Origin of the sequence: Bacteroides sp. 14(A) (genome assembly GCF_000526555.1) — a bacterium.
Taxonomy (GTDB): Bacteria; Bacteroidota; Bacteroidia; order Bacteroidales; family Bacteroidaceae; genus Bacteroides; species Bacteroides cellulosilyticus.
The window spans coordinates 1779121-1805129 of the sequence record NZ_JAGH01000001.1 but is presented as its reverse complement, the minus strand read 5'-3'; the positions used below and the strand labels follow the sequence as shown (position 1 = coordinate 1805129).

Below are 26009 nucleotides of genomic sequence, written 5' to 3'. Positions count from 1 at the left end.
ATAATATTTGTAGCAGGGGTAAATTTTATAATTTACAAAGAATAAAGATATGTACAAGCTTTTATATAACATTTCATTTGCCGAATTGAAAAGAAAATGGTTACTATTGTTAATAATCAATTTCTGTATAACACCCATAGAAATGCTGGCAAATTATAAGATTGAATCTTCCAATTATATTTTAAGAATAGCATCCAAAGATAAAGGAAGATTGCTGTTGCAAAACAAACAATCGGAGACATTGGTACAACTTGGCGAGCTGAAACTTGGCCGGTGGCCTCAACTTGAACTCGAAAACAATTGCAAGTATGAAATAATAGAGGTGGATGGGGCAAGTGCCATTCGTATCAATTATTTTTTTTCTCCATCAGTACCGACTTCGATGAAACTTACAGGTACATTCATAGTACACCAAGACCGAGTGGACGTACAGTATTTGCTTTCAGGAGTTCCCGAAAAGTATAAGGCTGACTGGAAAGGATGTCAGTTTCGTTTCTGCCTGCCCGAAAACGCCGGTACTCAAAAACTTCCGGAAGCCAAATTGGGGATATGGCAGCGGGATACTAAAGGAGGACTTCCGTTAGAAACAGCCGATGCCAAAATATTCCCGTTTTTGATAAAAAACCGCTTGCTTTGCCTTACTTATGGAGCCGATAACAAAGTCGACTCAAATTGGAAAAGCGAGGACTACAGACATACGATTCTGTCGCGTCAGGAAGACGGCAACTATTTCACTCAGTTTTCAATCCTATTTCCTCCTTATGGATGGCCTTACGAAGCTATCAGTGCAAAATGGCAGAAACGTCCGTTTGCCTTGACACTTACCACTGATAAAGTCTATAACTGGTGGGAGGACGCAACTGCTCCAATCGGCGTACAAGCTAAAATCATCAATACGTCACCAGTTCCACAAAAATGTATGCTTAAGTATTGGATTCGCGACTATGCCGGAAATTACATAGTGAATGACTCCAAGAAATACTTCTTAGAAACAGGAGAAATACAAGTTCACTCTATTCAATTTACAGCAAACACAGAACGGGAAATTTATTTTGTAGAAGTCTCCGTTGAAGACGAAAACGGAAAAGAACAAACTTTCTCAAGGACAAGTCTGGCTATATTGCCCCCGCATGAATTTAAAGCCACACCCGATGAAAATATTATGGGGCTTTCAGCCTATTGGGCCATTCCCGATTCCGTGAACCTAAAACGTTTATTAAACCGGATGGGTGTCCGATGGGTACGTAATGGAATTACCAGCAGTTTCAAAAATACAGAAGCTACATTTCACAATAACATAAACTGGAAGAAGAAGTGGAAAGACCCAGAGCGAGAAGAATTGATACGCTCCTTTTTCCGGAAGATTGTAAAGAACGGAAATAAGATATGGGAATTTGGCAATGAACTGAACATGAGTTCACCGGATATTGCCGGTGCCGGCGAAGGCATTGGCAAAGCTCGTTTAGCCGAAGCATATATAGAGTGGCTGAAAGCCATACGCAAAGTTCAAAAAGAACAAATTGAATGGCGGAACATTCAGATTATCTCATTCGGAATAGCAGGGGGAGATGAGGTCTTCCTGGAAAAAATTGTAGAATTGGGAGGATGGGACTTACTGGACGGAATCGCATTGCATCCGGGCAGAGGTAATTTTACACCAGATTTCCCGGTAGCCGCTCCTTGGGAAGATTTCAAGAAGCCTACTTCCGGATATCAATACTGGAATTATTACGGTTCTATCCGGATAGTTAAGAATTTCATACAAAAGCATGGAGGTAACAAAGATTTGTACCTTACCGAAATATACGCACTTGATTATCCAAATCATTCATGGAACGATACCCCTCGCGAAGCGGCAGAGAATTTATTATTATCGTATGTGCTTGCAGCAGCAGAGGGAGTAAAGAATGCGCTTTACTATCAGCTATTTAACTCCGTATGGTTCGACCATTTAGGAGTAAATGCCACCAACCGGGAGTATTTCTTTGGGATGATCAACAGAGATTTGAGTTTCAAACCTTCTTTGATGGCCTTTTGCAACACGGCTGAAGTATTGGATAAAGCTGTATTCAAAGGCTGGATACGGATGGACGAAAAGCATCCGCTTAGCAGAGGAATTTTGTTCGACACTCCCCAGGGAAGCATGGTTGTACTTTGGGATAGGACAGAAGGAAATATCCTGACCCATCCTAACGGAGATATTTTTCCGGAACCTTGGGTAAGCTCATGGAGAATAAAAAAGAAACTGACCTTGCCAAGCAGTGCTCCCGAGGTTACCTTACTGAATGCCATCGGACAAAAACAAATAGTACCCGCTATTAACAACCAAGTGACTATAGAACTGACTGGCGCTCCTTGCGTGATATACGGAATAGACGCGTCACGAATTCAGCTTTATCATTAATCAAGGATGCCATAAAGTTAAAAAAATAAGAATAATATAAACATTTTACCATGAATACTCTAAAAATGATTACAGGAATTTTATTCTTCTTACAGTGTTTTACGTTCACGGTGTTGGCTGAAAGTCTTCCCAAATTTGCTATGACTATTTCCAATTGTTTCAGTTGTGGAGGGGCCGCCCTTTCCCGACACACTTTCGGAGAGACTGTTCAGACTGTCAACTGGCAGTTTCCCCATTATTTTTATCGCAATTTCCAGAAATACAACGGCAAAGAAAACACGCTTCCTTTTGACCTGTATGAATTGATAACTCTTTTAGCACCACGTCCGGTTTATATTGCCAGCACCACCGAAGGCCAATGAGCCGACCCTAAAGGAGAATTCCTATCCGGAGTACATCCTCCAGTATATGAGTTTATATTCGGGCCTACCATATTCGTTCCGGAAAACATAATATCACTCTATATGACTGGAAACAGTATGTAAAGTTCGCAGATAAATGATTCAAATAAAACATCCGCCCACGGTTGTAAAATTCAATATAACTTTTTAAATATTACCAGAAATGAATAAAATACTTATTATCAGATTAGTATTGTTGTATTTATTGGAAATGAAGACAATATATGTTTTTTCACAGCTACCCTAAAACTGATAAAAGTTACTGCCTCTCTCGATCATGCAAACTGGCTATGCAAGACCGAAGAGAAAGCAACCGTCTCTATTTGCGTATGAAAGAATCAGGTTCCTATGCGAAATATTTCCATACACTATGAAATTTCAGAAGATTTGATGAAGCCCCACAAAGTAGAAAATATGGTTCTGAACGACGGCACACTAAAATTACCATTAGACACTTTTAAAAAAGATAATGCTCATAATGCAATGTATTCCATCCCGATATTCAATTTCAACAATATGGAACAGTTGCAGGCCATTGTGAAAGCTTAATAGCCTGTTTTTCCTTCCTTTTGAGTCCATGCCTCAAAAACTTTGATCTCTTCATTGTGTAACAATATTTCCGGCGGTAGTTTACGGTTAGCAAGCTTTAAGGCAATCTCGTCATAAATAAAAGAGTCATCAAAACCTATATTCCGCGCGGTGGTCTTGTTGTTTCCGTAATACATTCTGTCCAGTTTGCCCAATAGATAGCACCGAGGCACATGGAGCATGGCTAGCAAGATAGATAAAAATGTTACCCAAGCAAAAAGATTGCTTCGGGTAACACTTCTATCTTAAGAATAATATAAACTGTTCTATTGCTTGATAATCTTCTTGGTTATGCGTTTGGCACCATTTATGTCGAAGACTGCGTAATAGATTCCTACATTGATTCCAGTCATGTTTATGCTGTGTTCCAAAGTATTACCTAATACCGAAATTGACTGACTTGTAATCTGCTGCCCGATTACATTATAAATATAGAGGTGTATTTGCTCGATATCCGACTGAAAATTACCTTTGATGAACAGTCGGTCCTTTACCGGATTAGGACTTATTTGTATATCTTTCCCATCGACATAAAGGTTCTCTATGCCGGTCGGGGCATCTCCGTGAAGCTGTATCTGAGAGGCATCCATGCCGTAAACAATAACCGGAGCTCCGGTTAAAGTTATTGTAGCTTTATGGTCTTTTACCGGGATTGATTCTTTTTGTCCGATGGCATTCAATACCGTAATACTTTCTTCTTTGCAAGGCAAAGTCAATTCCGTTTGTATATTCCATGAACTGATCCAGGGTTCCGGAGAACTATTCCCGTTGGGACGTGGTAGTATATCGCCTTCCATTCTGTCCCAAATAATACTCATAGGACCTTTAGGCGTATCGAACATGACTCCTTTGCTGAAAGGATTATTTTCACTGAACTTAATCCATCCTTTGAAACGGGCCCCATCCAACGCTTCGGATATATTGCAGTAGGCCATGAAGGAAGGCTTGAAACTTAGATCGCGGTTGATTAGACCAAAGAAATATTCGCGGTTGTCTGCTCTCACACCTAATTGATTATTCCATACTGAATTGAATAGCTGGTAATAGAGTGCATTCTTTACTCCTTCAGCAGCAGCAAGTGCAAATGAAAGGACCACGTTCTCGGCTGATTCGCGGGGAGTATCATTCCATGAATGGTTCGGAAAGTCAAGTGCGTAGACTTCCGTCAGGTATAAATCTTTATCATTTCCATGTGCTTTGATGAAGTTTTTGAGAATACGGATGGAACCATAGTAATTCCAATATTGATATCCTGAAGAAGGTTTCTCAAATTCATTCCATGGAACTGTTACAGGATAATCGGGAGTAAAGTTACCTCTTCCTGGGTGAAGTGCTATTCCATCCAGCAATTCCCAACCTCCTAGTGTGACGAGTTTTTCCAGGAATACTTCGTCAGTACCGGCAAAACCGAAAGATATAATTTTGATTTTTTGCCATTCCGTTTTTTCCGACTGTATCTTGCGGATAGCTTTTAACCATTTCACATAAGGCTCGGCCAATAGTGCTTTTCCGATACCTTCACCGGCTCCACCTATATCAGGAGAACTCATATTCAGTTCATTGCCAAACTCCCAAATTTTGTTTCCATTCTTCACCATTTCTTGGAAGCAGGTTCGGATTTGTTTATCTCGTTCTGTATCAGTCCACTTTTTTGTCCAGTCGATATTGTTATGATACATCGCTTCGATATTCTTGAAACTGCTGTTAATTCCGTTTCTTACCCATCTGACCCCCATTCTGTTTAACAACCGTTTCAATTCTGTTGAGTCAGGGATAGCCCAGTAAGCGGAAAGTCCCATGATGTTTTCATCAGGAGTAGATGTAAACTCGTGTGGGGGTAGGAGCCCTAGATTCGTTCTGTGGAACACTTGCTCCTTGCCAGTTTCATCCTCAATGGAAGCCTCCACAAAGTAGATTTCTCTTTCGCTTTCAGGGGTGAACTCAATGGGATAGACTTGTAGCTGACCGGCTTCTATAGTAAGTGACAGGCTTTCATTGACAACATAATTTCCGGCATAGTCTCTGATCCAATATTTGAGTGTACAATTTTTCTTCTCTTGGGAAGTGTTGGCCAGATTTGCCTTTACACTTAATGTTCCGGATGCATTTTCCCACCAATTGTAAAATTTATCGGTGCTGAGAGTTAATGCAAAGGGACGTCCTTTCCATTGGGCGCAGATGGCTTCGTACGGCCAGTCCGAAGAAGCCACCAGTACGGAGAACTTCGTGGAGTAAGAACCGTCCTTATTATCAATTAAGACAGTATGCCTGTACCAGTCGTCCTTCCAACTGGAATTAGCCTTATTCTCAGGACCATAGGCCAAACATATTATTTTATCTTTTATGAGGAATGGGAAGAAATTGGAGTCTGCGGCTTCAATGGGCAATCCTCCTTGTGCATCCCGTTGCCATAAGCCGAGTTTGGCCTCTGGCAATATTTGGGTATTTGCCTTGTTGGAGAGTATGAAGCGGAATTGTGAGCCTCCCCAGTTGGTGACATATCCAGTAGGAACACCAGAAACCAAATATTGGACGTCTACTCGGTCGGGACGTGCAATAAAGGTTCCGGTCAGTGTAATAGAAGAAGGCACGGATGAAGGAAAAGTGTAGGTGGCTCGGATGGCCTGATATCCGTTTACTTCAATGATTTCATAACTGCATGTATTTTCCATTGTGATGGCAGGTGTCCATCCGAACTTTAGTTTTCCGAGTTGAATCAGGTTTTCAGATTCCTTGTTTTTGATATACAAAGTCTCTGTGTTTGTGCCTGATGCTTGCAGGATGTAATTAGGCATTTCAATTTTGTAAAAATTTTGTGCATTTAATGGTACAATGCACAGACTTATCAAACATAATATCCAAATCCGTTTTAATTTGTGAACCGATTGAAGGAGTAGTGTCTTTTTCTGCATAAATTTTAGTAATTTAGTGATTATACAATTACAGCCGGAAACTGGCTGGCAAGACAAAACTAATGATTTGAAGCAGGTTGTTCAAAGAAACAGGGATAAATCATCGGAAACGATTTCATGAAAAATGTAAGGATAAAAAAAGAGGATACATTTCTGTCTGCGCGTTTTCAACCAGATAATGCCATATTTTTTTCATAAGTATTATGTATGAATTCAACAACATTGCAAATATCGAATCTTTATCAAACAAAATAATTTACAACTAAATCATCGGGAACATTTTCTGAAATACAGATTTGCAAAATATATCAAAAAGAGAGCAATTCAAGAAACAATGCAATCTTCTTTTATGTACTTTTGTATGCACTACTTCCACATAGAAGCAGACATTACAAACTTGAATATTCCATAAGTATGAAAAAAATAATTCTAATCAGCATATTACTTTTGTTGTATGGGACATTTCTTCCGGCACAAGAAATCAAACAAAATGTAGAAGAACGTCTACAAGCTTTCTTTAAAGAATATACCACCAATACGGTAAATATAGGGACTTGCAAGCTGGACAGTTTCCGTATTGACTTCCGGGAAAAAAGGTTGCTCATCTATACAAACGAACGCTTTGCCTACCAGCCCTTACGACCAGCAACAGTAGATGCCATTTATCGACATTTGAAACAAATCTTGCCGGGACCGGTGAGTTATTTCAAAATAACCCTTTTTGCAAACGGACGAAGCATTGAAGACCTCATTCCAAATCTTTATCGGAAAGAGAAGAAAGACAAGACACGTCTGTTTAATAAGTTGGAATACAGAGATAGTCCGTGGGTATCCCGTATCTCACGTCCATACGAAATTACCCGTGGATTGGAAAGAAGACATATCGCCCTTTGGCAAAGTCATGGAAAATATTATATCAACAATAAAAATAAATGGGGATGGCAACGTCCGCGCCTGTTTTGTACAACGGAAGACCAGTTCACACAATCATTCATTTTACCCTACCTCATACCCATGCTGGAAAATGCCGGAGCCAACGTATTCACCCCCCGTGAACGGGATACGCAAAAACAAGAAGTAATCGTCGACAATGACGGAAACCTGAGCGGATATGGTGGACAAGGTTCCCTCTATTTAGAAGTCAAAAGCCGAAAAGCACGTTGGCAACAGACAAGCCAACCAGGGTTTGCCCAACAGAAGAGAGTATATCAAGATAACGAAAATCCTTTCATTACCGGTACAGCCCGCTATGCCCCTACCGAAAAGAAAAAAGATAAAGCCTTTGCCGAGTGGATACCCGATATTCCGGAAACAGGAGATTATGCTGTATACGTCTCTTATCAAACTTTGCCTAATAGCGTAAGTGACGCCAAATATATTGTTTTCCATAATGGAGGAACCACTGAGTTCAAAGTAAATCAGCAGATAGGTGGTGGTACGTGGGTGTATCTCGGTACTTTTTCTTTTGATAAGGGAAAGAACGATTATGGCATGGTGGTACTTAGCAATGAAAGCAAACAGAAAGGTGTAGTCTGCGCTGATGCTGTACGCTTTGGCGGTGGAATGGGCAATATAGAACGCGGTGGAGAAACCAGTGGAATGCCTCGCTATCTGGAAGGTGCCCGTTATTCTGCACAATGGGCCGGCATGCCTTATCCGGTTTATGGCGGACGTGAAGGTAAAGATGACATGTCTGATGACATTAATGTACGTTCCAGAATGATTAACTATCTGTCCGGCGGTTCGATATTCAATCCCAAAGACAAAGGTTTAGGAGTACCTTTTGAACTCTCAATGGCATTGCACAGCGATGCGGGTGCCAGCAAAGAAGATAAAATCATAGGTACGCTCGGCATATATACCACCGATTTCAATAACGGAGTACTCGGAGCCGGAACAGACCGCTATGCCTCCCGAGACCTTTCCGACATTCTGCTTACCCAACTCCAGCGGGATATCCGTTCCAATTATGCCATAGATTGGACTCGTCGCAGCATGTGGAATCGTAATTACAGTGAAACGCGACTGCCCGCCGTTCCTTCCACTATTGTCGAATTACTTTCGCACCAAAACTTTGCCGATATGCGCCTCGGGCATGATCCCAACTTTAAATTCACTGTAGGACGCTCTATTTATAAAGCTATTCTGCAATACCTTTGCAATCAGCATGGCAAAGATTATGTAGTACAACCTCTTCCTGTAAGTAACTTTGCTATTCGCTTCGGTAATAAAAAGAACACACTGCAACTTTCCTGGAATGGTGAAGAAGACCTGTTGGAACCAACAGCCAAACCGCGCGAATACATCGTATATACCCGCATCGGTCGTGGAGGCTTTGACAATGGCGTACGTGTCAGCAGTCCCTCTTATACCGTAAAGATAGAACCCGGTATTGTCTATTCCTTTAAAGTAACCGCAGCCAACCGGGGTGGAGAAAGTTTTCCATCCGAGATTCTTGCAGCTTATAAAGCAAAAAGAGAAAAAGGACGTATTTTGATTGTCAATGGTTTCGACCGCCTCAGTGGGCCAGCCGTCATTGATACCCCCACTGAAGCCGGATTCGATTTAACGAAAGACCCGGGTGTACCTTATTTATATGACATCTCACTTTGTGGTGCTCAAACAGAATTCTCCCGCAAACAGACCGGGAAGGAACTGGGACGTAGCAGTAGCGAATGGGAAGGAATGCGAATTGCCGGAAATAGCTTCGATTATCCGTTCATACACGGAAAGGCGATACAGGCATCCGGAGATTATAGTTTCGTGTCATGCAGTGATGAAGCCGTAGAAAGCGGACGTATTCCATTGGAAGCTTACGATATCGTAGACTATATCCTCGGACTGGAAAAAGAAGACCGCCAAAGCAATCCGGCAAGCAATGCATATTACAAAACCTTTTCCTCTGCCATGCAGCGAGCACTGACCGCTTATTGCCAATCCGGTGGAAATCTGCTTGTGAGCGGTTCCTATCTTGGCAGCGATATGAACGGTTCGCAGGGAGACCGGGAGTTCACACAAAACATTCTGAAATATGCCTACGGACAATCCATCACCGATAATCGCTCAGGAAATATTAATGGTCTGGGACGTACATTCAGTATTCCCCGCCTACCCAATGAGTACGCTTATCCCGTAACAGCTCCCGAATGTATTCTACCGACAGATACTGCTTTTCCAGTGCTCACCTATACTTCCGGAAATCAAAGTGCTGCCATTGCCTATCAGGGCAACTACCGTACCTTCGTTATGGGGTTCCCATTAGAAAGTATTGAACAGGAAACGGATCGCAACGCTGTCATGGCTTCTATCCTGCAATTCTTTCAAGCAAAAAAATAAAAAACAATGCGCCTAATTAAAAATAACGCTTATCTTTGCTCTCAGAGTATAAACCTTTAAAAATATAAAACACTATGTATACTATACAAGCAAACCCCAGCGGTACCCGCAGTTTAGAGATATCCGAAGAGAACCTGGCAACCATTGAGAAATACGGACTTTTCCGTCATCTTATCGACAGTAATGGTATTGTAGACGAATCTGTTCTGGAAAAACTGAGACTGAATATCCGCTCCCTCATCGCATCACAAGAAGAAGACAGCAAAGACTTGCTCGACCTCTGCATCGACGTGATATACCACAACAACATGAAAGCCTTCGGATTACAGCAACTGATTAAGCTCTATCTGGAATGGTTTTCAAAGCAGGAACCCATAGAAGAGGAATAATAAAATGAAAACAATCGACACGTGCGGTCAAAAACTTTACAGTCCTCTCATCCCGGCCGTCAAAGCCATGTGCGAAGCTACACTGGATGAGAAACTGGAAATTATTATGAATGATACTGCTGCCTTCAATGATTTAAAAGAATATCTCGCAGAACAACAAATCGGCTTTCGTGAGATTTACGATGGCGAACAAATGACGGTACAATTCACCAAAAGATAAATTGTGCAGTAAATTGCAAATCATCATTCATGATCGTATCCGGAAATAAGAAATAAAAAACGAATCCTGTTTCAGCATAAGAAAGCTTCTAACAGGATTCGTTTTATATTATTTTCTCTCATTCAATTATACGGATCCATAATCAAGGGTACTACAAACCAAAATGTAGAACCTTTATTGACCTCAGATTCCAAACCTGCCCTACCTCCCAAATTTTGGATAATAGTTTGTGAAAGTGTCAACCCCAGACCTGTTCCCGGTACTTCCCGATCCAACTTTTTAAAACTGGAAAATATCTCTTGCTGTTCTTCTTTCGGAATTCCAATTCCAGTATCAGATACATAAAAATAAACCTCATCCGTTCCCTCCATACGGCAACTAAAGCGTATCTCACCTGATTTGGTAAACTTGATCGCATTATGAATCAGGTTTGCCATCACCTGAATGATGCGTTGGCGTTCAGAATACATGATAATAGATTGCACTGAGTCTTCACAAATCAAATCAACTGAAGGATTATTGAATAGTTTCACCTTAAACATACCTTCCAACTCTCTTAACAAGTCATTGGCATCAAATTCAGAATACTCAAAATTCAAAGTTCCGGCTTCTATCTGCGAAAGATCAAAGATATCATTTATCAAACGTAACAAACGCTCATTGTTCTCTGAAATAATATCCATATACAATTTCTTTTCCTCTTCATCAGAAGCGGTAGCTATTAATCCCGAAAAGCCGACAATCGCATTCAATGGTGTGCGGACTTCATGACTTATATTCGCAATAAAAGTGGATTTTAATCTCTCTGCAGATATCGAGTTCTTTCTCTCAATATTCAGCAACCTTTGAACATTCTGTAGTTCCGTCACATCATAAACCGTCAATACCATATGATCTTCCCCGTTAATAACAACATAAGCACCCGATACTGAAACATCACAAGGAATCACTTTGTCTTCTTTGTCATTCAGAAGATTCATAGAAGCATTTACTTTTTGGAAACTCTCTTTCTTATGAAAAGCTCTTCCAATAGCCGCGCGGATACCACAAAGTTTACACTGCTGATGCATACCACATTCGCCGGCTTCAGCAGCATTCCGGCAATGCAACAGGTCACCGACCTTTTGTGTCATACCAACCTCAGGAGCTGGAAGCTTATTCAAGGAATAGTAATTGGTATCGCAGACTATAAAATCTTTATCTATCAGTAAAAAATAAGCATTGATATTCTGCAAAATCATAGTTGTCTGATCGAGTTTGCGTTGTATCACATCTTTTGATTCTTCATACGGAGGTATTTCCATAATATATAGATTGATTTATATTTTGCTTGTGCCATCTGCGTACAAAAGTATAAAATATAAGGATATAACAGACGATTCTTTGATATTTTTGTTAGCCTCTATCTCACGAGATGGATTTCATCGTCTCACGAAGCTGTTTTGCCCCGGACTTGGGGAAGAGCCGCAAGCATCATCAACAGCAATTTAACTACGCATTTTCTGGCTGAACCTCATTTTATGCGTATCTTTGCGGCATGAAAGAATATCGACTGACTGATTGGTTGCCCACAACGAAAAAAGAAGTGGAGTTGCGCGGATGGGACGAACTGGACGTTATCCTGTTCAGTGGTGACGCCTATGTAGACCACCCTTCTTTCGGGGCTGCTGTTATCGGACGTATCCTCGAAGCAGAAGGTTTGCGCGTGGCGATTATACCTCAACCCAATTGGCGGGATGACTTACGCGACTTTAAGAAGTTAGGGCGTCCCCGCCTGTTCTTTGGCATCAGTCCCGGATGTATGGACTCTATGGTAAACAAATACACTGCCAACAAGCGTTTACGTAGTGACGATGCCTACACACCGGATGCACGTCCGGATATGCGTCCGGATTACCCTTCAATTGTTTACACCCAAATTCTGAAGAAATTATATCCCGATGTTCCCGTCGTATTGGGAGGTATCGAAGCAAGCATGCGTCGCGTGACGCATTACGATTATTGGCAGGATAAGCTTATGAAAAGCATTCTCGTAGAAAGTGGTGCTGACTTGTTGATTTACGGAATGGGAGAAAAACCGGTGGTGGAACTGATAAGAAGATTCAATGATAAGCGGCTATCACTAAATACCATTCCGCAAATTGCTTACCTATGCAAGACAACGGATTTCATCAGCGAAGAAGGAGATATCCGTCTCTTTTCTCATGCTGAATGTCTGAAAGACAAGAAGAAGCAGGCTGCCAATTTCCGCCACATTGAAGAAGAGAGTAATAAATATACTGCTTCCCGTATTACACAGGAAGTAGATGGTATGACTGTTGTTGTCAATCCTCCTTACCCACCCCTGACGGAAGCTGAACTCGATCATTCGTACGATTTGCCCTACACCCGTCTGCCTCATCCCAAATACAAAGGCAAGCGAATTCCGGCATACGATATGATTAAGTTTTCGGTAAATATCCATCGTGGGTGTTTCGGTGGTTGTGCATTTTGCACGATCTCGGCACATCAAGGAAAGTTTATTGTAAGCCGCAGTAAAGAAAGCATTCTTAAAGAAGTAAAGGCACTAATGGAACTCCCCGATTTTAAAGGGTATCTGAGTGACCTTGGCGGTCCATCTGCCAATATGTACCGGATGAAAGGGAGGGATGAGAACATTTGCAAGAAATGCAAACGCCCCTCATGTATCCATCCCAAAGTTTGTCCGAACCTGAATACCGACCATCGGCCTTTACTGGATATTTATCATGCGGTAGATACTTTACCCGGTATCAAAAAGAGTTTCATCGGTAGTGGTGTACGCTACGACTTGCTCTTGCATCAAAGCAAAGATCCGGCAACTAATAAAAGCACTGCTGAATACACCCGCGAGTTAATAGCCCGCCACGTCAGCGGTCGTCTTAAAGTAGCTCCGGAACATACCAGTGACCGGGTATTGAGTATCATGCGCAAACCCTCGTTCGGCCAGTTCCAGGAATTCAAGAAAATATTCGACCGTATCAACCGCGAAGAAGGATTGCGACAACAGTTGATTCCTTATTTCATTTCCAGTCATCCCGGCTGTAAGGAAGAGGACATGGCAGAACTGGCTGTTATCACCAAACGCCTTGATTTTCATCTGGAACAGGTGCAAGACTTTACCCCTACCCCCATGACCGTAGCCACTGAAGCTTGGTATACCGGCTACCATCCATACACATTGGAGCCTGTATTCAGTGCTAAAACACCACGTGAAAAGTTAGCGCAACGCCAATTCTTTTTCTGGTATAAACCGGAAGAACGAAAGAACATCATCAACGAACTACGCCGTATCGGACGGATTGATTTGATAGACAAACTATATGGAAAACGATAAATATTAATCTAACAATGATGAAACGACTCTTTATTCTCTTCACTATCTTTTTGAGTTATGCAAGCACGACCTTGCAAGCACAAGATAACCTACCGCAAAACTTCAGTATCTCACTGGGTGGCGGAGTAACATTGCCGCGTGTAGAAGGAAACCGTAATGACTTTTTCAGTAAAAATGGCGACCGTGCGGGATACAACCTGATGACAGAAGGGCGCTACTACTTCATGCCCAACTTTGCCCTAGGGCTTCAGTATGATTACTTACGGGTAGCTCGTCTGCCGGATAAAATGCACCTCCATTATATACACCCCAATATTACTTACCGCTACTTGTGGAGTGAGGGAAATCAAGGAGCATTTCTTTCATTCGGCATAGGCTACATGAACTATCAGGAACGTACTTACCAACGAGGTGAACGGAACGGAATATCTTTTCAGAGAGGCTATTGCGGGCTGTCATTTGGCATGGGTTACGAGTTCTACATTACCAAGAAATTATCAGGAGTGTTTCGTGCAGATATACTCACAGCCGACTGGTTTGCAAACCCCGACGCACGGCTTTCCAATCCATACGATTATGATGACGGAATAGACCACAGTTGGTTTAAAAACAATGTTACATTCTTTAATCTGGGATTTGCGATACAATTTGGACGATAGCTATCAGAAAACTATCCCTCTTCCACCTGCATCGCCACAATCTCCTGCAAAACACCAACTGCCGTTTCCACATTCTTCACATCCTTCACCAGCATACTACGACGAGTATTCTGTTCGCGCAAATCGCAGCGACGGGTATACTTCATCATGTATGCAATAACTTTACCGAATGCCTGACTCTGATAATAGGGACTTTCCGGATTGGAAATAAAGAATAGCGACATACGCCCACCTTTAAGAAAAACCTTTTCCGCACCAAGGCGGGCAGCAAGACGACGCAACGGCACAATACGCAGTAACTCTTCCGTTTCTGACGGAACAGGACCAAAACGGTCGATAAGCCGGTTACGGAAAGCCTCTACATCTTTATCCAATGTCAGACTATCCAACTCGCGGTAAAGTAACATACGCTCACTACTACCCGTGACGTATGTAGCGGGAAGCAACAGTTCCAGATCACTTTCTACCTGACATTCATCAACAAATTGTTCGCCACTAATGACACCACCTTCGGCTTTCAACTCTTCAGCATAGAGATCGGCAAACTCATCAGTCTTCAACTCGTGAACAGCTTCCGTTAATATCTTCTGATAAGTTTCATAACCAAGATCGGCAATGAAACCACTTTGTTCTGCCCCCAACATATTGCCTGCACCACGAATATCGAGGTCCTGCATGGCAATATGAATTCCACTACCCAAATCGCTGAAGTTCTCAATAGCCTGCAAACGACGTCTCGCCTCAGGAGTCAAAGAAGAAAGAGGAGGTGCCAGCAAATAACAGAAAGCTTTCTTATTGCTTCTTCCCACGCGGCCGCGCATCTGGTGAAGATCACTTAAACCAAAGTTCTGTGCCTGATTGATAATAATAGTATTAGCATTTGGAATATCAATACCACTTTCTATAATGGTAGTAGCTATCAATACATCATAGTCATAATTGACAAAGCCAAAAATTATCTTTTCCAGTTCTGTCGGTTCCATCTGCCCATGTCCGATAGCTATTCTGCAATCCGGAATGTGCCGCTCAATCATTGCTTTCAATTCGGGCAAATTGGAAATACGGTTATTTACAAGGAACACCTGTCCGTTACGACTCATTTCAAAGTTGATGGCATCAGCAATCACTTCCTCGTTAAAGGTATGCACTTCAGTCTGAATAGGATAACGGTTGGGCGGAGGTGTCTGTATCACACTCAGGTCACGTGCCCCTATCAATGAGAATTGCAATGTGCGGGGAATAGGTGTAGCCGTCATAGTCAAGGTATCTACATTCACTTTCAACTGGCGCAGTTTCTCTTTTACAGATACCCCGAATTTCTGCTCTTCATCAATAATCAGTAATCCTAAGTCCTTGAATTGTATATCTTTACCTAAAATACGATGTGTACCGATCAGTATATTCACATCTCCGGCAGCCAAACCTTTTATAACTGCTTTTGCCTGCGCTGCCGTGCGAGCACGGCTTAAATATTCCACCTTGCAAGGCAAATCTTTCAAACGATCCTTGAACGTCTGAAAATGCTGGTAAGCCAGCACTGTCGTAGGTACCAGAACAGCCACCTGCTTATTATCCGCCACCGCCTTAAAAGCTGCACGGACTGCCACTTCCGTTTTACCGAAACCAACGTCTCCACAAACCAAACGGTCCATCGGGCGATTACTTTCCATATCTGCTTTTACATCCGCCGTAGCCTTACTCTGATCAGGCGTATCTTCATAGATAAACGATGCTTCCAACTCCCGCTGCAGGAAACTGTCCACACTAAACTGGAATCCTTTTTCCTCCCGACGCTGAGAATATAACCTGATAAGATCGCGTGCAATATCCTTAATCTTAGTTTTGGTGCGCTCTTTCAGTTTTTCCCAGGCACCGGTACCTAACTTATTCAGGCGGGGAGCTTCACCATCCTTACCTTTATACTTAGATACTTTATGCAATGAATGAATGGAAACAAACACCACGTCTTCATTCTGATAGACCAGTTTCATCACTTCTTGTGTCGTATCTCCGTTAGGAATACGCACCAGCCCTGAAAAACGCCCTACTCCATGATCGGTATGTACGACATAATCTCCCGGAGTAAACTGGTTCAGCTCTTTCAAGCTTAGAGCCACCTTACCGCTACGTGCTTTATCACTCTTCAGATTATATTTATGAAAACGGTCGAATAATTGATGATCCGTAAAGATACAAAGCCGCAAGGCATTATCGGCAAACCCTTCATGCAACGTACGTTCCACGGCCGTAAATGCAATCTGATCCCCCCTGTCTTCAAAGATGGCACGGATACGGTCAGTTTGTTTCATGCTGTCGCTACAGATGTACAACGCATATCCCTTCTCCATATATTCTTTGAAACTCTCAGCCACCATATCAAAGTTCTTGCGGAAAATAGGCTGTGCAGACGTATCAAAAGTAATCGTAGCATCCGGTGTACCTGTCGGTTTATTACCAAATTCCATACGACGGAAATCCAATGCACGGAGTGTAAACTCGCTTCCGTCAATCAGCTTGCCATCTAAGGTTATACAGCCACTTTCTTCTGCTTCGCGGGCAGCAATTGCCTGTGGAGTAAGTGTTTCATCATGCACTGTTTGAATGCGCTCACGCAACCAAAGTAAATCACGCATTGCCAGTACGGTATCCGCCGACAGAAAATCCAGAAACGAAACCATGCCATTCGCACCACCCTGCTCCAGACTGCGGCTTAAATCGGGGACAATTACAATGCTATCTTTCTTTTCTTTGGAAAGCTGTGTCTCCACCTCAAACGTGCGGATACTTTCCACTTCATCCCCGAAGAAGTCAATACGGTACGGAAACTCGGAAGAAAAAGAAAACACATCGATAATGCTACCACGTACGGCATATTGTCCCGGTTCATACACATAATCTACATACTCGAAGCCATAGCTACGCAATACTTCCATGATGAAGTTCGTATCCACATTCTCCCCCGAATGCAGTTTCAGAGTTTTATCCCCCAATTCTTTCCTGGAAACGACCTTTTCGGCCAATGCATCAGGATATGTCACCACGCAAAGCCCTTCTTCACCTTTCTGCAAGCGACTCAACACTTCTGTACGAAGTATTTCATTCGCAGCATCTTTCTGTCCGTATTTTATTGCCCTACGAAATGAAGAGGGGAAAAACAAGACTTTATCTGTCCCCAGCACCTGCGTAAGATCATGGTAGAAATATCCCGCCTCTTCCAGATCGCCCAGAATAAAAACAAAAGGAAATTCTCCACGCTGCACCAGCACGGACGAAAACAGTGAAGCAGCAGAAGCACATAGTCCACCACAGAAAAGAGTGCGGACAGACGGATTCTTCAGTAAACCACTCATAGCTTCCACATTGGGATGGGCGGCATATCGTTGTTGTAGCTCGGTAATAGTCATCATAACGGGCGCAAAATTACTAAATAATCCTTAGTTTTATTCGTATGTGATAGAAAACACTTAACTTTGTTCCCAATTTAGAACCTCCTTTTATGAATATGCAGACATCGGACAGCATCGTTATCATTCCTACATACAACGAACGGGAAAACATCGAGAACATCATCCGTGCCGTTTTCGCCCTGGAAAAAGTATTCCATATCCTGATTATAGAAGATGGCTCGCCTGATGGCACTGCCAACATAGTCAAGACCCTTCAGCAAGAGTTTCCCGAACGTTTGTTCATGATAGAGCGCAAAGGCAAACTGGGACTGGGTACTGCCTATATCGCAGGCTTCAAATGGTCGCTGGAACATAATTATGAATACATCTTCGAAATGGATGCCGATTTCAGCCACAACCCTGCTGACCTGCCACGCCTGTACAAAGCCTGCGCCGAAGAAGGTGCCGATGTCTCTATCGGTTCACGCTACGTCAGTGGCGTCAATGTAGTGAATTGGCCTATGGGACGGGTATTGATGTCCTATTTTGCCTCCAAGTATGTACGCCTCATCACCGGACTGCCGATACATGATACGACCGCCGGCTTTAAGTGCTACCGTCGTGAGGTATTGCAGACAATCGATCTGGATGGTATCCGCTTCAAAGGTTATGCCTTCCAGATTGAAATGAAATTCACTGCTTACAAATGCGGTTTCAAGATTGTGGAAGTACCGGTTATCTTTATCAACCGGGAACTGGGTACCTCAAAAATGAACAGCAGTATCTTTGGAGAGGCCGTTTTTGGTGTTATCAAACTGAAAATGCATAGTTGGTTCCATAAATACCCGCAAGCAGTAAAAAACAATTAGTGATTAATGATAAATGATTAGTGAAGATGAAAAGAACACTGATACATAACGCAACAATAGTGAACGAGGGACGCTCTGTACAAGGTTCCGTAGTGATTGAAGGCGACCGGATTGCCGAAGTACTTACCTATGGGAAAAAGCTCTCTGTCCCTTGTGATGAAACCATAGACGCTACCGGCTGTTGCCTGTTGCCGGGTGTTATCGACGACCATGTACACTTCCGCGATCCGGGATTAACCCACAAAGCGGATATTCTCACCGAAAGTCGTGCAGCAGCCGCAGGTGGTGTCACTTCCATCATGGATATGCCGAACACCAACCCTCTGACTACCACCCTTAGTGCGCTCGAACAAAAGTTTGATTTGCTGAATGAGAAGTGTATTGTTAACCACTCCTGCTACTTCGGAGCCACTAATAATAACTATACGGAATTCAACCAGCTGGACAAACATCGTGTATGTGGCATCAAACTTTTCATGGGTTCCAGTACCGGAAATATGCTGGTAGACAAAACAAACAGTCTGCTCAATATATTCAATGGAACAGATATGTTGATTGCTACTCATTGCGAAAGCCAGGAAATCATCAAAAAAAACACCGAATACTATAAGAAGATGTTCAGTGATGCACCGGAAGTTCCCATCAGCAAGCACCCCAACATACGTTCTTCAGCCGCCTGCTACGCCTCAACAGAACTTGCGGTACGCATGGCAAGCTTAGCGGGTGCACGTCTGCATGTGCTTCACGTCTCTACAGCCAAAGAACTGCAATTGTTCAGTGATATACCGCTGGAAGAAAAGCACATTACAGCCGAAGCCTGTGTTGCACATCTGTTATACCGCCAACAGGATTATAAAGAACTGGGAACACGTATCAAGTGCAATCCTTCCATAAAGAAACAAGCTGATCGTGATGCTTTACGAAATGCCGTCAATACAGGCGTGATTGATGTGATTGCTACCGATCATGCGCCCCACCTGCTTAGTGAAAAGGAAGGTGGCGCACTAAAAGCCATGTCAGGTATGCCGATGATTCAATTCTCTCTGGTCAGCATGCTCGAACTGGCAGAAAAAGGAATTTTCTCTATTGAAACCATTGTAGAGAAAATGTGCCATGCCCCTGCCCAGATATATGGTATCTGTGATCGCGGTTATGTCCGCGAAGGCTATAAGGCCGACCTTGTACTTGTCAGCCACGGAGACCGTTGGGAAGTCAATTCTGAGAATATTCTCAGCAAGTGCGGATGGAGCCCGCTGGAAGGTAATTCTTTCCGTTGGAAAGTAGAAAGAACATTTGCTAACGGACACCTGATATACAGTGACGGACAAGTAGATGATACTTACCGTGGCGAAGAATTGAGATTCGATTACAAAGATAAATGATGAACAGCCCTGCGGATAAGGTGTTGACGTACGCTATTCATGACGTTACTCCATACATCAACTGGATATACTTCTTTCATGCGTGGGGATTTCAGCCCCGCTTCGCCACTATTGCGGATATCCATGGCTGCGATGCCTGCCGTGCTTCCTGGCTTACGACTTTTTCTGAAGAGGATCGTGCCAAAGCCGCTGAGGCAATGCAGCTACTTAAAGAAGCTAACCGAATGCTTAACCAACTGGATGAAACTTACCATGTACACACCATTTTCCATCTTTGCAAGGCTAATGCCGATGGGGATAATTTACTGCTGGACGGCACACGCTTTCCTTTACTCCGCCAACAGATCCCCCATCCGGATGGCAGTCCTTTTCTCTGCCTCAGCGATTTTGTCCGCCCTCTTGCTTCCGGTACACCTGATACGGTAGGTATTTTTGCAGCTTCCTGTGACGGAGAAGTTGAACTTCTCTATGAGGAGGATCCCTACAAACGTATGTTGGTACAGACACTTGCCGACCGACTTGCTGAAGCCGCTACCGAAAAGATGCATGAATACGTGCGTAAAGTTGCCTGGGGGTACGCAAAGGATGAGAATCTTTCCATCCCCGAGTTGTTAAAGGAAAAATTCCAAGGCATACGTCCTGCCGTCGGTTACCCTTCTCTGCCCGATCAGTCTGTCAACTTTCTGTTGAATGAATTGCTTCATATGGAGCAAATAGGCATTACGCTTACAGAAAACGGTGCTATGCGTCCACACGCCACTGTTTGCGGATTAATGCTGGCACATCCTGCCGCACGATATTTTGCAGTAGGCAAGATTGGAAATGATCAATTGGAAGATTATGCACGACGCAGAAGAATGCCAATTAATGAAGTAAGAAAGTTTTTGGCGGCCAATCTCTAACTTTCTCCCTATTAAAAAGAATAACATCAGCTTATAGTTGCGTTATTATATGCTTGCGGCTGCGTCAGCTCACACTTATACAAGTGTAAGCTGATGCAACCGCAAGTGTTCTATTTAGAATTTATATCCTATTTCAAACTCCAGATTCGTAAATCCTTCACTCCTACGCCATGAAGTCCAACCTGTACGTCCGGTTAGACCGAATGTGAAATGGCGTCCTTCTACCCCCATACTATAAGCTGCTCCACCGGTGAAGCGTTTACCAAAAGCTTCAGATTCTTCTGTTTCGTATGTATACTGAGAGCCATAGCCATCTGGGCTGGAATTATAAAGTTTTCTCACATCACGAATATCCCCATTAATACCGCAATCTACATAAGGGCCGGCAGCAATTACCCAGTTCATCGAGGAACTTAAACGGAACTTATAAGCAAACAGCAAAGGAATTTCCAGATACGTCAATTTATAGTTGGTAATTTCATCACTATAATACCAGGTGTTGCCCTCCATTTCACGGTGCGCAATGTAAGCTGCCGGCTGGAAAGACCAATGCTTGGCCATTTTAATGTCTACACCTCCCCCGACATGAAAAGACACTTTATCTTTCGTCTCGTCAGCACCCAAAAAGCGACTAACACCTACACCTGCCTTCACAAACCAAGAAAAACGCTTATCTATAACCAACCGCCCCATCGAAATCTTCATAGGTGTGTTAACGGTGATGTCTTTCCGGCCTTTCTCCACCTGAATAGAATCAAGGTACAACGGTACATCTTCAATGAAAAAATTACCATCCTTATCAGAAGTAGTACTCAAATTTGTGCCTTTTACGGTTACTTTGGCATTCTTCACCGGATAATGATCCTTATCAATAAGTCTGCCTTTCAGTTTTTGTCCCTGCGCCATAGATGCTCCTGATATGCAGAGGCCTATAATTGCTAATATAATTATTCGTTTCATTATATATAGTATTCTTTATAAATTCAACATTTGATAAGTAGGATCAGAAACGGTATGAAACACTGGCACCCAGCACAAAGTTATGTTCCTTCACATCTCCCAGTCCTTCATCCTCCGCAATAATTCCCATATTCTTACCGGAAACGTTTATCATAAGCTTCTTATATTCCACACCTATGCCATAAGTCATACCGAACCCGAGCGGATGCAGCAATGCATGCTTATAATTTCCCCAACTACTCTCATAATCTTTACTATAAATGTCATATTCAGCATCTTCCTTACCCGTTTCTGAAACTTTCACTTTACCGCTAAGTCCCCATGAAAATACCGGGCCGAAAGAAAGTACCAAACTCATATTACGAGCCAGGTCATAACGTACCAGAAAATTAAACGGTACATCCAGCATCAACGGATTCCAGGTCTCTTTATAAGAGTATGATCCTTCCGTGAAATTATATTCCGCACCCCGATTGGCCAGTTGCACCATCGGACGAAATGCCCAACGCTTAGACATACGCACTTCCATACCTACACCAAAGTGATAACCGTTTTTGCTATCAGAGCCCTCTGCCGTATAACGGCTCCAGTCCATTCCGGCTTCCACTACCAGCGAGAGACGCTTCGGGCGAGCAGCCATCATTATCGGCCGATCAATCTTTGCATCGGTAGTCTCCATACCGATTGACTCTACGATCACTTTCTTAGCATCAACAGGTACGTCCCGTAACAGGAATTTACCGTCGATATCGGTTATAGAACTGATGTCGGTACCTTCTGCGGTGACCAAAGCACCTACTATCGGTTCATTTCTCTTGTCTGTTACCACACCTTTTATATCGTGCGTCTGCTGTGCCATGAGGGTTGTCAGTCCGGCAATCGTCATGAGCATGGTTATAATCAGTTTTTTCATCTTTGCTTATCTTGAGTATTGAATCCGTTGAACATATCCATAGATCGTATCATTATCTTTCGTTACTACAAAAGGACGCATATAATAAGCCTTCTGTAGAAGAGGACCAATAAAATGCATACCGTCAGCCGACTCAGAAACATACTTTTTATCATCAATGGTAGGGAGTTGATTTACATCGGAATAGCAAACTCCAACCTCTTTAATTCTTCCTTCAAATCCATCCACCCCAAAGTAAACTGATACTTCATTCTCATTAGCATATCCTAAATCTGCATAAGGAAGGTATTTCGTAGGAATCGTAAAGGACTTAAGATCATCCAAAGTAGCTTGCCTACCATCTTGCTGCAAACAGTCATGAAGGATACCGGGACCACTACCCCAACTGTTACTATAAGCAACCGCACGATAATAATAGGTACCGGCCTGCCAATCAGAATGATCAAAATACCAAATAGCTGTAGTACTTTGCCAACCATAATAATACTCGGGATAGACACTATATACATTGTCATAATCGAAGCTATATGACAACAAAGCCTTGTCCGTCAAATTGTCTTTATCAGGAGATATAAAGTATTCAATATGCCCGAATGACTGATAAGGAGAATCCAGCACTATATCAGCTGACAACACATACACTCTATTATGGTAATTAAGATGCATACCATGAGTAGATTCTAAATTTTCCAGTTCGGTATATGAAAAATCCACCGCCTCTTTTACTTCACTCTTAACCTCAGAAGGCGGAAACTCCGGGCTATCAATATCACCACATGCCGACAAGCCCAGCAGCATTGCACAGCACACTCCCATAAAATATTTCATCATCGTTCTCTTATATTGTTGTTAATAGTATCCTTGCAAAGATAATGCACTCCTTTAGAATAATCAAACCCTTTTTTTATAATATTTAGCCAAAAAAGCAATTTCAACAGCCAAATAGCCTAAAAGGAATACTAAATGATTAAAATCTAATCACACCCTTGTGATTTTCTAATTACCTTTGCGACTAACAGTGCAAAAGCAATTCAAGAAGCAAGAAACAGACGATGGAGAATGTAGAACAGGAGTTCTTGTCCGTGATACGGGAGTATGAACGCGTCATATATAAAGTGTGCTATCTGTACACGACGCCAAATGCTACTCTTAACGACCTGTATCAGGACGTCGTGCTCAATTTGTGGAGAGCCTACCCCAAGTTCCGGAGAGAGTGCAAAGTATCCACATGGATTTACCGCATCGCACTGAATACTTGTATTAGCTTTATTCGCAAAGAAAAGAACATTCCCGAAATCGTGACTCTAAGCCAGGACTCCGACCGAATGGAAGAATCGGACGAAACACAAGCCATGCTAAAGCAGCTCTACCGGATGATTAACCGTCTGGGCCCGTTGGAGAAGTCTATTATTCTGCTTTATCTGGAAGAAAAAAGCTACGAGGAAATTGCTGAAATCACCGGCCTGACGGTAACAAACGTCGCTACCAAAATCAGCCGGATCAAAGACAAACTTAGAAAAATGAACAAGGAGGAATAATATGGAATTGGATGAACTAAAGAAATCTTGGAACGCGCTGGACGAGCAATTGAAGAAAGAACCGATTGCCGATGAAAAGCAGATTGCGGGCATGATTGCCGAATACAAGGCAAACGCACGCAAAAGCATAGGGCGCCTTACGGGTTGGCAACGCTTCTCCATAGGTATTGGAGTCGTGGGACTGGCTCTCCTTCTGGTTATTTGGTTACTGCCGTCCATCTTTCAGATCAACGAAGAATGGCAACCCAAGATTAATACACTCGTAATATTTGTCGGCATCAGTATTCTGCTGGGGATCTGGTGGGATCACAAAAACTATCGCTGGATAAGAAACACGAAAATAGATGAAATGCCTGTAGCCATAGTAAGCAAACGTATGGCAAGTTTCCGCCGATGGACGAGATATGAAATTATCGCTATTTCCGTATGGGTGATTGTTTTCAATGTACTCAATTATTGGGTGATGGGCTATTACAAAGCTTCTTTCGGCGTTCAGGCCACTTTGATTGCATTCTTTGTGTTGTGTGACATTGCCATCATCTATCTGCTATACAAAAAAGTAGCTTACAAATTCCTTAACGACATCAAGAAGAATATAGAAGAATTAGAAGATATATGCACAGAATAACCCTACTCCTTATCCTTTTTTTATTGATCCCCGATTTGTACATCTACTTTATGTACATTGTTCGGAAAACCAAAAACATCTGGCTGCGCATTGCGCACTGGATCCCCACTCTTTTATTGATAGCAGGCTACTTCCTGTTGATGCAGGGCATAGGCGAAAATGCGATGGCACACCATGCACAAGCCATCGGAAGACTGGCTATCTGCATTTTCCTGTTTGCCATCCCCAAGACCATCTTTATGATATGCTCGTTGGTGGGGCTACCTTTTCACTATTTGCTGCGCTGGCCCCGTTCACCGTTTACGGCTGTAGGGTTAGTATTGGGTGTAGTCAGTTTCTTTAATATACTTTATGGCACCCTGGTGGGTATCAGCAAATTTGAAGTGAAGGATATCGAATTTCACCACCCCAATCTTCCGAAAGCATTTGACGGTTACCGTATCGTGCAACTATCGGATATACATATCGGCAGCTGGATAGACAATGAGAAACCCATCAATGAACTGGTAGAACTCGTAAACGCCCAGAAACCCGATCTGATAGTTTTTACCGGTGACTTGGTGAACCAAAGAAGTTGCGAACTGGAAGGATTTCAGGACATTCTGGCGCAATTGCATGCCAAAGATGGAGTATATTCCATTCTGGGTAACCATGACTACGGAAGTTACTATCATTGGAAAAACCTGAAAGAACAGGTTAATAACATTGACAATCTGGTTCGGATGCAAAAGACAATGGGATGGAAACTACTGAACAATGAGTATGATATATTACATCATGAGGGGGACAGCATCGCACTTATCGGTGTAGAGAATGATGGTGAACCTCCTTTCTCACAATTTGCCGACCTGAAAAAAGCGACTAAAGGTACAGATGGAATGTTCCGCATTCTGTTAAGCCATAATCCTACGCACTGGCGCCGGGAAGTACTGCCGGATACAGACATCGAGCTGATGCTTGCCGGACATACTCATGCGATGCAGGCTATCATGTTCGGTCATTCACTTGCTTCGCTGATTTATCCCGAATGGGGAGGGATGTACACTGAAGGAGATCGGGGATTATATGTCAATATAGGAATCGGTTATGTAGGACTACCGTTCCGCTTCGGGGCATGGCCGGAAATTACAGTGATAACGTTGCGTGATTAGGCGTAACGTTATCCGG

20 protein-coding genes and 1 pseudogene are annotated in these 26009 nt (G+C 42.8%); 14 read left to right on the top strand and 7 right to left on the bottom strand.

Annotation, left to right across the window (positions count from 1 at the left end; translation table 11 throughout):
• Positions 1-49 precede the first annotated feature (49 nt).
• From K429_RS0106775 to K429_RS0106765, 3 genes are all read left to right on the top strand, one after another.
• Positions 50-2404 carry a hypothetical protein gene (locus K429_RS0106775; protein ID WP_025726438.1) on the top strand — a complete coding sequence of 785 codons (2355 nt, stop codon included), beginning with the start codon at positions 50-52 and terminating at the stop codon, positions 2402-2404.
• A 50-nt stretch (positions 2405-2454) separates the two neighbouring features.
• Positions 2455-2766 carry a hypothetical protein gene (locus tag K429_RS0106770; protein ID WP_025726437.1) on the top strand — a complete coding sequence of 104 codons (312 nt, stop codon included), beginning with the start codon at positions 2455-2457 and terminating at the stop codon, positions 2764-2766.
• Between the two features lie 387 nt (positions 2767-3153).
• Positions 3154-3354: a fructose-bisphosphate aldolase gene (locus K429_RS0106765; protein WP_025726436.1), complete on the top strand. Its 201-nt coding sequence runs from the start codon at positions 3154-3156 to the stop codon at positions 3352-3354.
• Here K429_RS0106765 and K429_RS0106760 read toward each other — a convergent pair.
• Positions 3351-3577, bottom strand: a pseudogene (locus K429_RS0106760) (nucleoside deaminase); the annotation flags it as partial. The gene K429_RS0106765 and the pseudogene K429_RS0106760 sit on opposite strands and share 4 nt — an antisense overlap.
• Positions 3578-3659: 82 nt before the next feature.
• Complete coding sequence (locus K429_RS0106755) at positions 3660-6305, bottom strand: T9SS type A sorting domain-containing protein (RefSeq protein WP_025726435.1); 2646 nt, start codon at positions 6303-6305, stop codon at positions 3660-3662.
• A 414-nt stretch (positions 6306-6719) separates the two neighbouring features.
• Here K429_RS0106755 and K429_RS0106750 point away from each other — a divergent pair, with 414 nt between their 5' ends.
• The 3 genes from K429_RS0106750 (at position 6720) to K429_RS0106740 (ending at position 10250) form a co-directional block, all read left to right on the top strand.
• Positions 6720-9641 carry a xanthan lyase gene (locus K429_RS0106750; protein WP_025726434.1) on the top strand — a complete coding sequence of 974 codons (2922 nt, stop codon included), beginning with the start codon at positions 6720-6722 and terminating at the stop codon, positions 9639-9641.
• Between the two features lie 74 nt (positions 9642-9715).
• A complete protein-coding gene (locus K429_RS0106745; protein ID WP_007214455.1) occupies positions 9716-10030 on the top strand; it encodes a hypothetical protein in 315 nt (104 codons plus the stop codon).
• 4 nt (positions 10031-10034) lie between these two features.
• A complete protein-coding gene (locus K429_RS0106740; protein ID WP_025726433.1) occupies positions 10035-10250 on the top strand; it encodes a sulfurtransferase TusA family protein in 216 nt (71 codons plus the stop codon).
• 122 nt (positions 10251-10372) lie between these two features.
• Here K429_RS0106740 and K429_RS0106735 read toward each other — a convergent pair whose 3' ends face one another.
• Positions 10373-11554, bottom strand: coding sequence for a HAMP domain-containing sensor histidine kinase (locus tag K429_RS0106735; protein ID WP_025726432.1), 1182 nt, complete (start codon positions 11552-11554; stop codon positions 10373-10375).
• A gap of 233 nt (positions 11555-11787) precedes the next feature.
• On the opposite strand from K429_RS0106735, the gene K429_RS0106730 reads away from it, so the two are divergent.
• Both K429_RS0106730 and K429_RS0106725 read left to right on the top strand, forming a co-directional pair.
• The gene (locus tag K429_RS0106730) at positions 11788-13605 is read left to right on the top strand and encodes a YgiQ family radical SAM protein (protein ID WP_007214458.1); all 1818 of its coding nucleotides are present in this window, start codon (positions 11788-11790) and stop codon (positions 13603-13605) included.
• Between the two features lie 17 nt (positions 13606-13622).
• Positions 13623-14264, top strand: coding sequence for an outer membrane beta-barrel protein (locus K429_RS0106725; protein ID WP_025726431.1), 642 nt, complete (start codon positions 13623-13625; stop codon positions 14262-14264).
• An 11-nt stretch (positions 14265-14275) separates the two neighbouring features.
• Here the strand turns inward: K429_RS0106725 and mfd are convergent, their stop codons facing one another.
• Positions 14276-17668: a transcription-repair coupling factor gene (gene mfd / locus K429_RS0106720; RefSeq protein ID WP_025726430.1), complete on the bottom strand. Its 3393-nt coding sequence runs from the start codon at positions 17666-17668 to the stop codon at positions 14276-14278.
• A 98-nt stretch (positions 17669-17766) separates the two neighbouring features.
• On the opposite strand from mfd, the gene K429_RS0106715 reads away from it, so the two are divergent.
• The 3 genes from K429_RS0106715 to K429_RS0106705 are packed head-to-tail and all read left to right on the top strand — an operon-like array spanning position 17767 to position 20803.
• A complete protein-coding gene (locus tag K429_RS0106715) occupies positions 17767-18519 on the top strand; it encodes a polyprenol monophosphomannose synthase (RefSeq protein WP_007217660.1) in 753 nt (250 codons plus the stop codon).
• A gap of 26 nt (positions 18520-18545) precedes the next feature.
• Positions 18546-19901, top strand: a complete 1356-nt coding sequence (locus K429_RS0106710) for a dihydroorotase (protein ID WP_007214462.1) — start codon at positions 18546-18548, stop codon at positions 19899-19901.
• Positions 19898-20803: a vitamin B12 dependent-methionine synthase activation domain-containing protein gene (locus tag K429_RS0106705; protein WP_044096397.1), complete on the top strand. Its 906-nt coding sequence runs from the start codon at positions 19898-19900 to the stop codon at positions 20801-20803. The genes K429_RS0106710 and K429_RS0106705 overlap by 4 nt, the downstream gene beginning before the upstream one ends.
• Before the next feature lie 114 nt (positions 20804-20917).
• Here K429_RS0106705 and K429_RS0106700 read toward each other — a convergent pair whose 3' ends face one another.
• From K429_RS0106700 to K429_RS0106690, 3 genes are read right to left on the bottom strand one after another with little or no spacing between them, the layout of a single operon-like run.
• On the bottom strand, positions 20918-21763 hold the full coding sequence (locus K429_RS0106700) for an outer membrane beta-barrel protein (protein ID WP_022210713.1): 846 nt from the start codon (positions 21761-21763) through the stop codon (positions 20918-20920).
• Positions 21764-21806: 43 nt separating this feature from the next.
• Positions 21807-22676, bottom strand: a complete 870-nt coding sequence (locus K429_RS0106695) for an outer membrane beta-barrel protein (RefSeq protein ID WP_025726428.1) — start codon at positions 22674-22676, stop codon at positions 21807-21809.
• Positions 22677-22682: 6 nt separating this feature from the next.
• The gene (locus tag K429_RS0106690; RefSeq protein WP_025726427.1) at positions 22683-23507 is read right to left on the bottom strand and encodes a hypothetical protein; all 825 of its coding nucleotides are present in this window, start codon (positions 23505-23507) and stop codon (positions 22683-22685) included.
• A 221-nt stretch (positions 23508-23728) separates the two neighbouring features.
• Between K429_RS0106690 and K429_RS0106685 the strand changes: the two genes are divergently transcribed.
• From K429_RS0106685 to K429_RS0106675, 3 genes are read left to right on the top strand one after another with little or no spacing between them, the layout of a single operon-like run.
• The gene (locus K429_RS0106685; RefSeq protein ID WP_007214467.1) at positions 23729-24214 is read left to right on the top strand and encodes an RNA polymerase sigma factor; all 486 of its coding nucleotides are present in this window, start codon (positions 23729-23731) and stop codon (positions 24212-24214) included.
• Position 24215: 1 nt separating this feature from the next.
• Positions 24216-24842 (top strand): hypothetical protein, encoded by a 627-nt coding sequence (locus K429_RS0106680; RefSeq protein ID WP_007214468.1) that lies wholly within the window; start codon positions 24216-24218, stop codon positions 24840-24842.
• A complete protein-coding gene (locus K429_RS0106675; protein ID WP_025726426.1) occupies positions 24830-25993 on the top strand; it encodes a metallophosphoesterase in 1164 nt (387 codons plus the stop codon). Before K429_RS0106680 ends, K429_RS0106675 begins: the two co-directional genes overlap by 13 nt.
• Positions 25994-26009: the final 16 nt, after the last annotated feature.

What these genes read in the sequence shown, in the direction of transcription:
- K429_RS0106775 (WP_025726438.1), top strand. Translation starts at nt 50, where the DNA reads ATGTACAAGCTTTTATATAACATTTCATTTGCCGAATTGAAAAGAAAA.
- K429_RS0106770 (WP_025726437.1), top strand. Translation starts at nt 2,455, where the DNA reads ATGAATACTCTAAAAATGATTACAGGAATTTTATTCTTCTTACAGTGT.
- K429_RS0106765 (WP_025726436.1), top strand. Translation starts at nt 3,154, where the DNA reads ATGCGAAATATTTCCATACACTATGAAATTTCAGAAGATTTGATGAAG.
- K429_RS0106755 (WP_025726435.1), bottom strand. Translation starts at nt 6,305, where the DNA reads ATGCAGAAAAAGACACTACTCCTTCAATCGGTTCACAAATTAAAACGG.
- K429_RS0106750 (WP_025726434.1), top strand. Translation starts at nt 6,720, where the DNA reads ATGAAAAAAATAATTCTAATCAGCATATTACTTTTGTTGTATGGGACA.
- K429_RS0106745 (WP_007214455.1), top strand. Translation starts at nt 9,716, where the DNA reads ATGTATACTATACAAGCAAACCCCAGCGGTACCCGCAGTTTAGAGATA.
- K429_RS0106740 (WP_025726433.1), top strand. Translation starts at nt 10,035, where the DNA reads ATGAAAACAATCGACACGTGCGGTCAAAAACTTTACAGTCCTCTCATC.
- K429_RS0106735 (WP_025726432.1), bottom strand. Translation starts at nt 11,554, where the DNA reads ATGGAAATACCTCCGTATGAAGAATCAAAAGATGTGATACAACGCAAA.
- K429_RS0106730 (WP_007214458.1), top strand. Translation starts at nt 11,788, where the DNA reads ATGAAAGAATATCGACTGACTGATTGGTTGCCCACAACGAAAAAAGAA.
- K429_RS0106725 (WP_025726431.1), top strand. Translation starts at nt 13,623, where the DNA reads ATGAAACGACTCTTTATTCTCTTCACTATCTTTTTGAGTTATGCAAGC.
- mfd (WP_025726430.1), bottom strand. Translation starts at nt 17,668, where the DNA reads ATGACTATTACCGAGCTACAACAACGATATGCCGCCCATCCCAATGTG.
- K429_RS0106715 (WP_007217660.1), top strand. Translation starts at nt 17,767, where the DNA reads ATGCAGACATCGGACAGCATCGTTATCATTCCTACATACAACGAACGG.
- K429_RS0106710 (WP_007214462.1), top strand. Translation starts at nt 18,546, where the DNA reads ATGAAAAGAACACTGATACATAACGCAACAATAGTGAACGAGGGACGC.
- K429_RS0106705 (WP_044096397.1), top strand. Translation starts at nt 19,898, where the DNA reads ATGATGAACAGCCCTGCGGATAAGGTGTTGACGTACGCTATTCATGAC.
- K429_RS0106700 (WP_022210713.1), bottom strand. Translation starts at nt 21,763, where the DNA reads ATGAAACGAATAATTATATTAGCAATTATAGGCCTCTGCATATCAGGA.
- K429_RS0106695 (WP_025726428.1), bottom strand. Translation starts at nt 22,676, where the DNA reads ATGAAAAAACTGATTATAACCATGCTCATGACGATTGCCGGACTGACA.
- K429_RS0106690 (WP_025726427.1), bottom strand. Translation starts at nt 23,507, where the DNA reads ATGATGAAATATTTTATGGGAGTGTGCTGTGCAATGCTGCTGGGCTTG.
- K429_RS0106685 (WP_007214467.1), top strand. Translation starts at nt 23,729, where the DNA reads ATGGAGAATGTAGAACAGGAGTTCTTGTCCGTGATACGGGAGTATGAA.
- K429_RS0106680 (WP_007214468.1), top strand. Translation starts at nt 24,216, where the DNA reads ATGGAATTGGATGAACTAAAGAAATCTTGGAACGCGCTGGACGAGCAA.
- K429_RS0106675 (WP_025726426.1), top strand. Translation starts at nt 24,830, where the DNA reads ATGCACAGAATAACCCTACTCCTTATCCTTTTTTTATTGATCCCCGAT.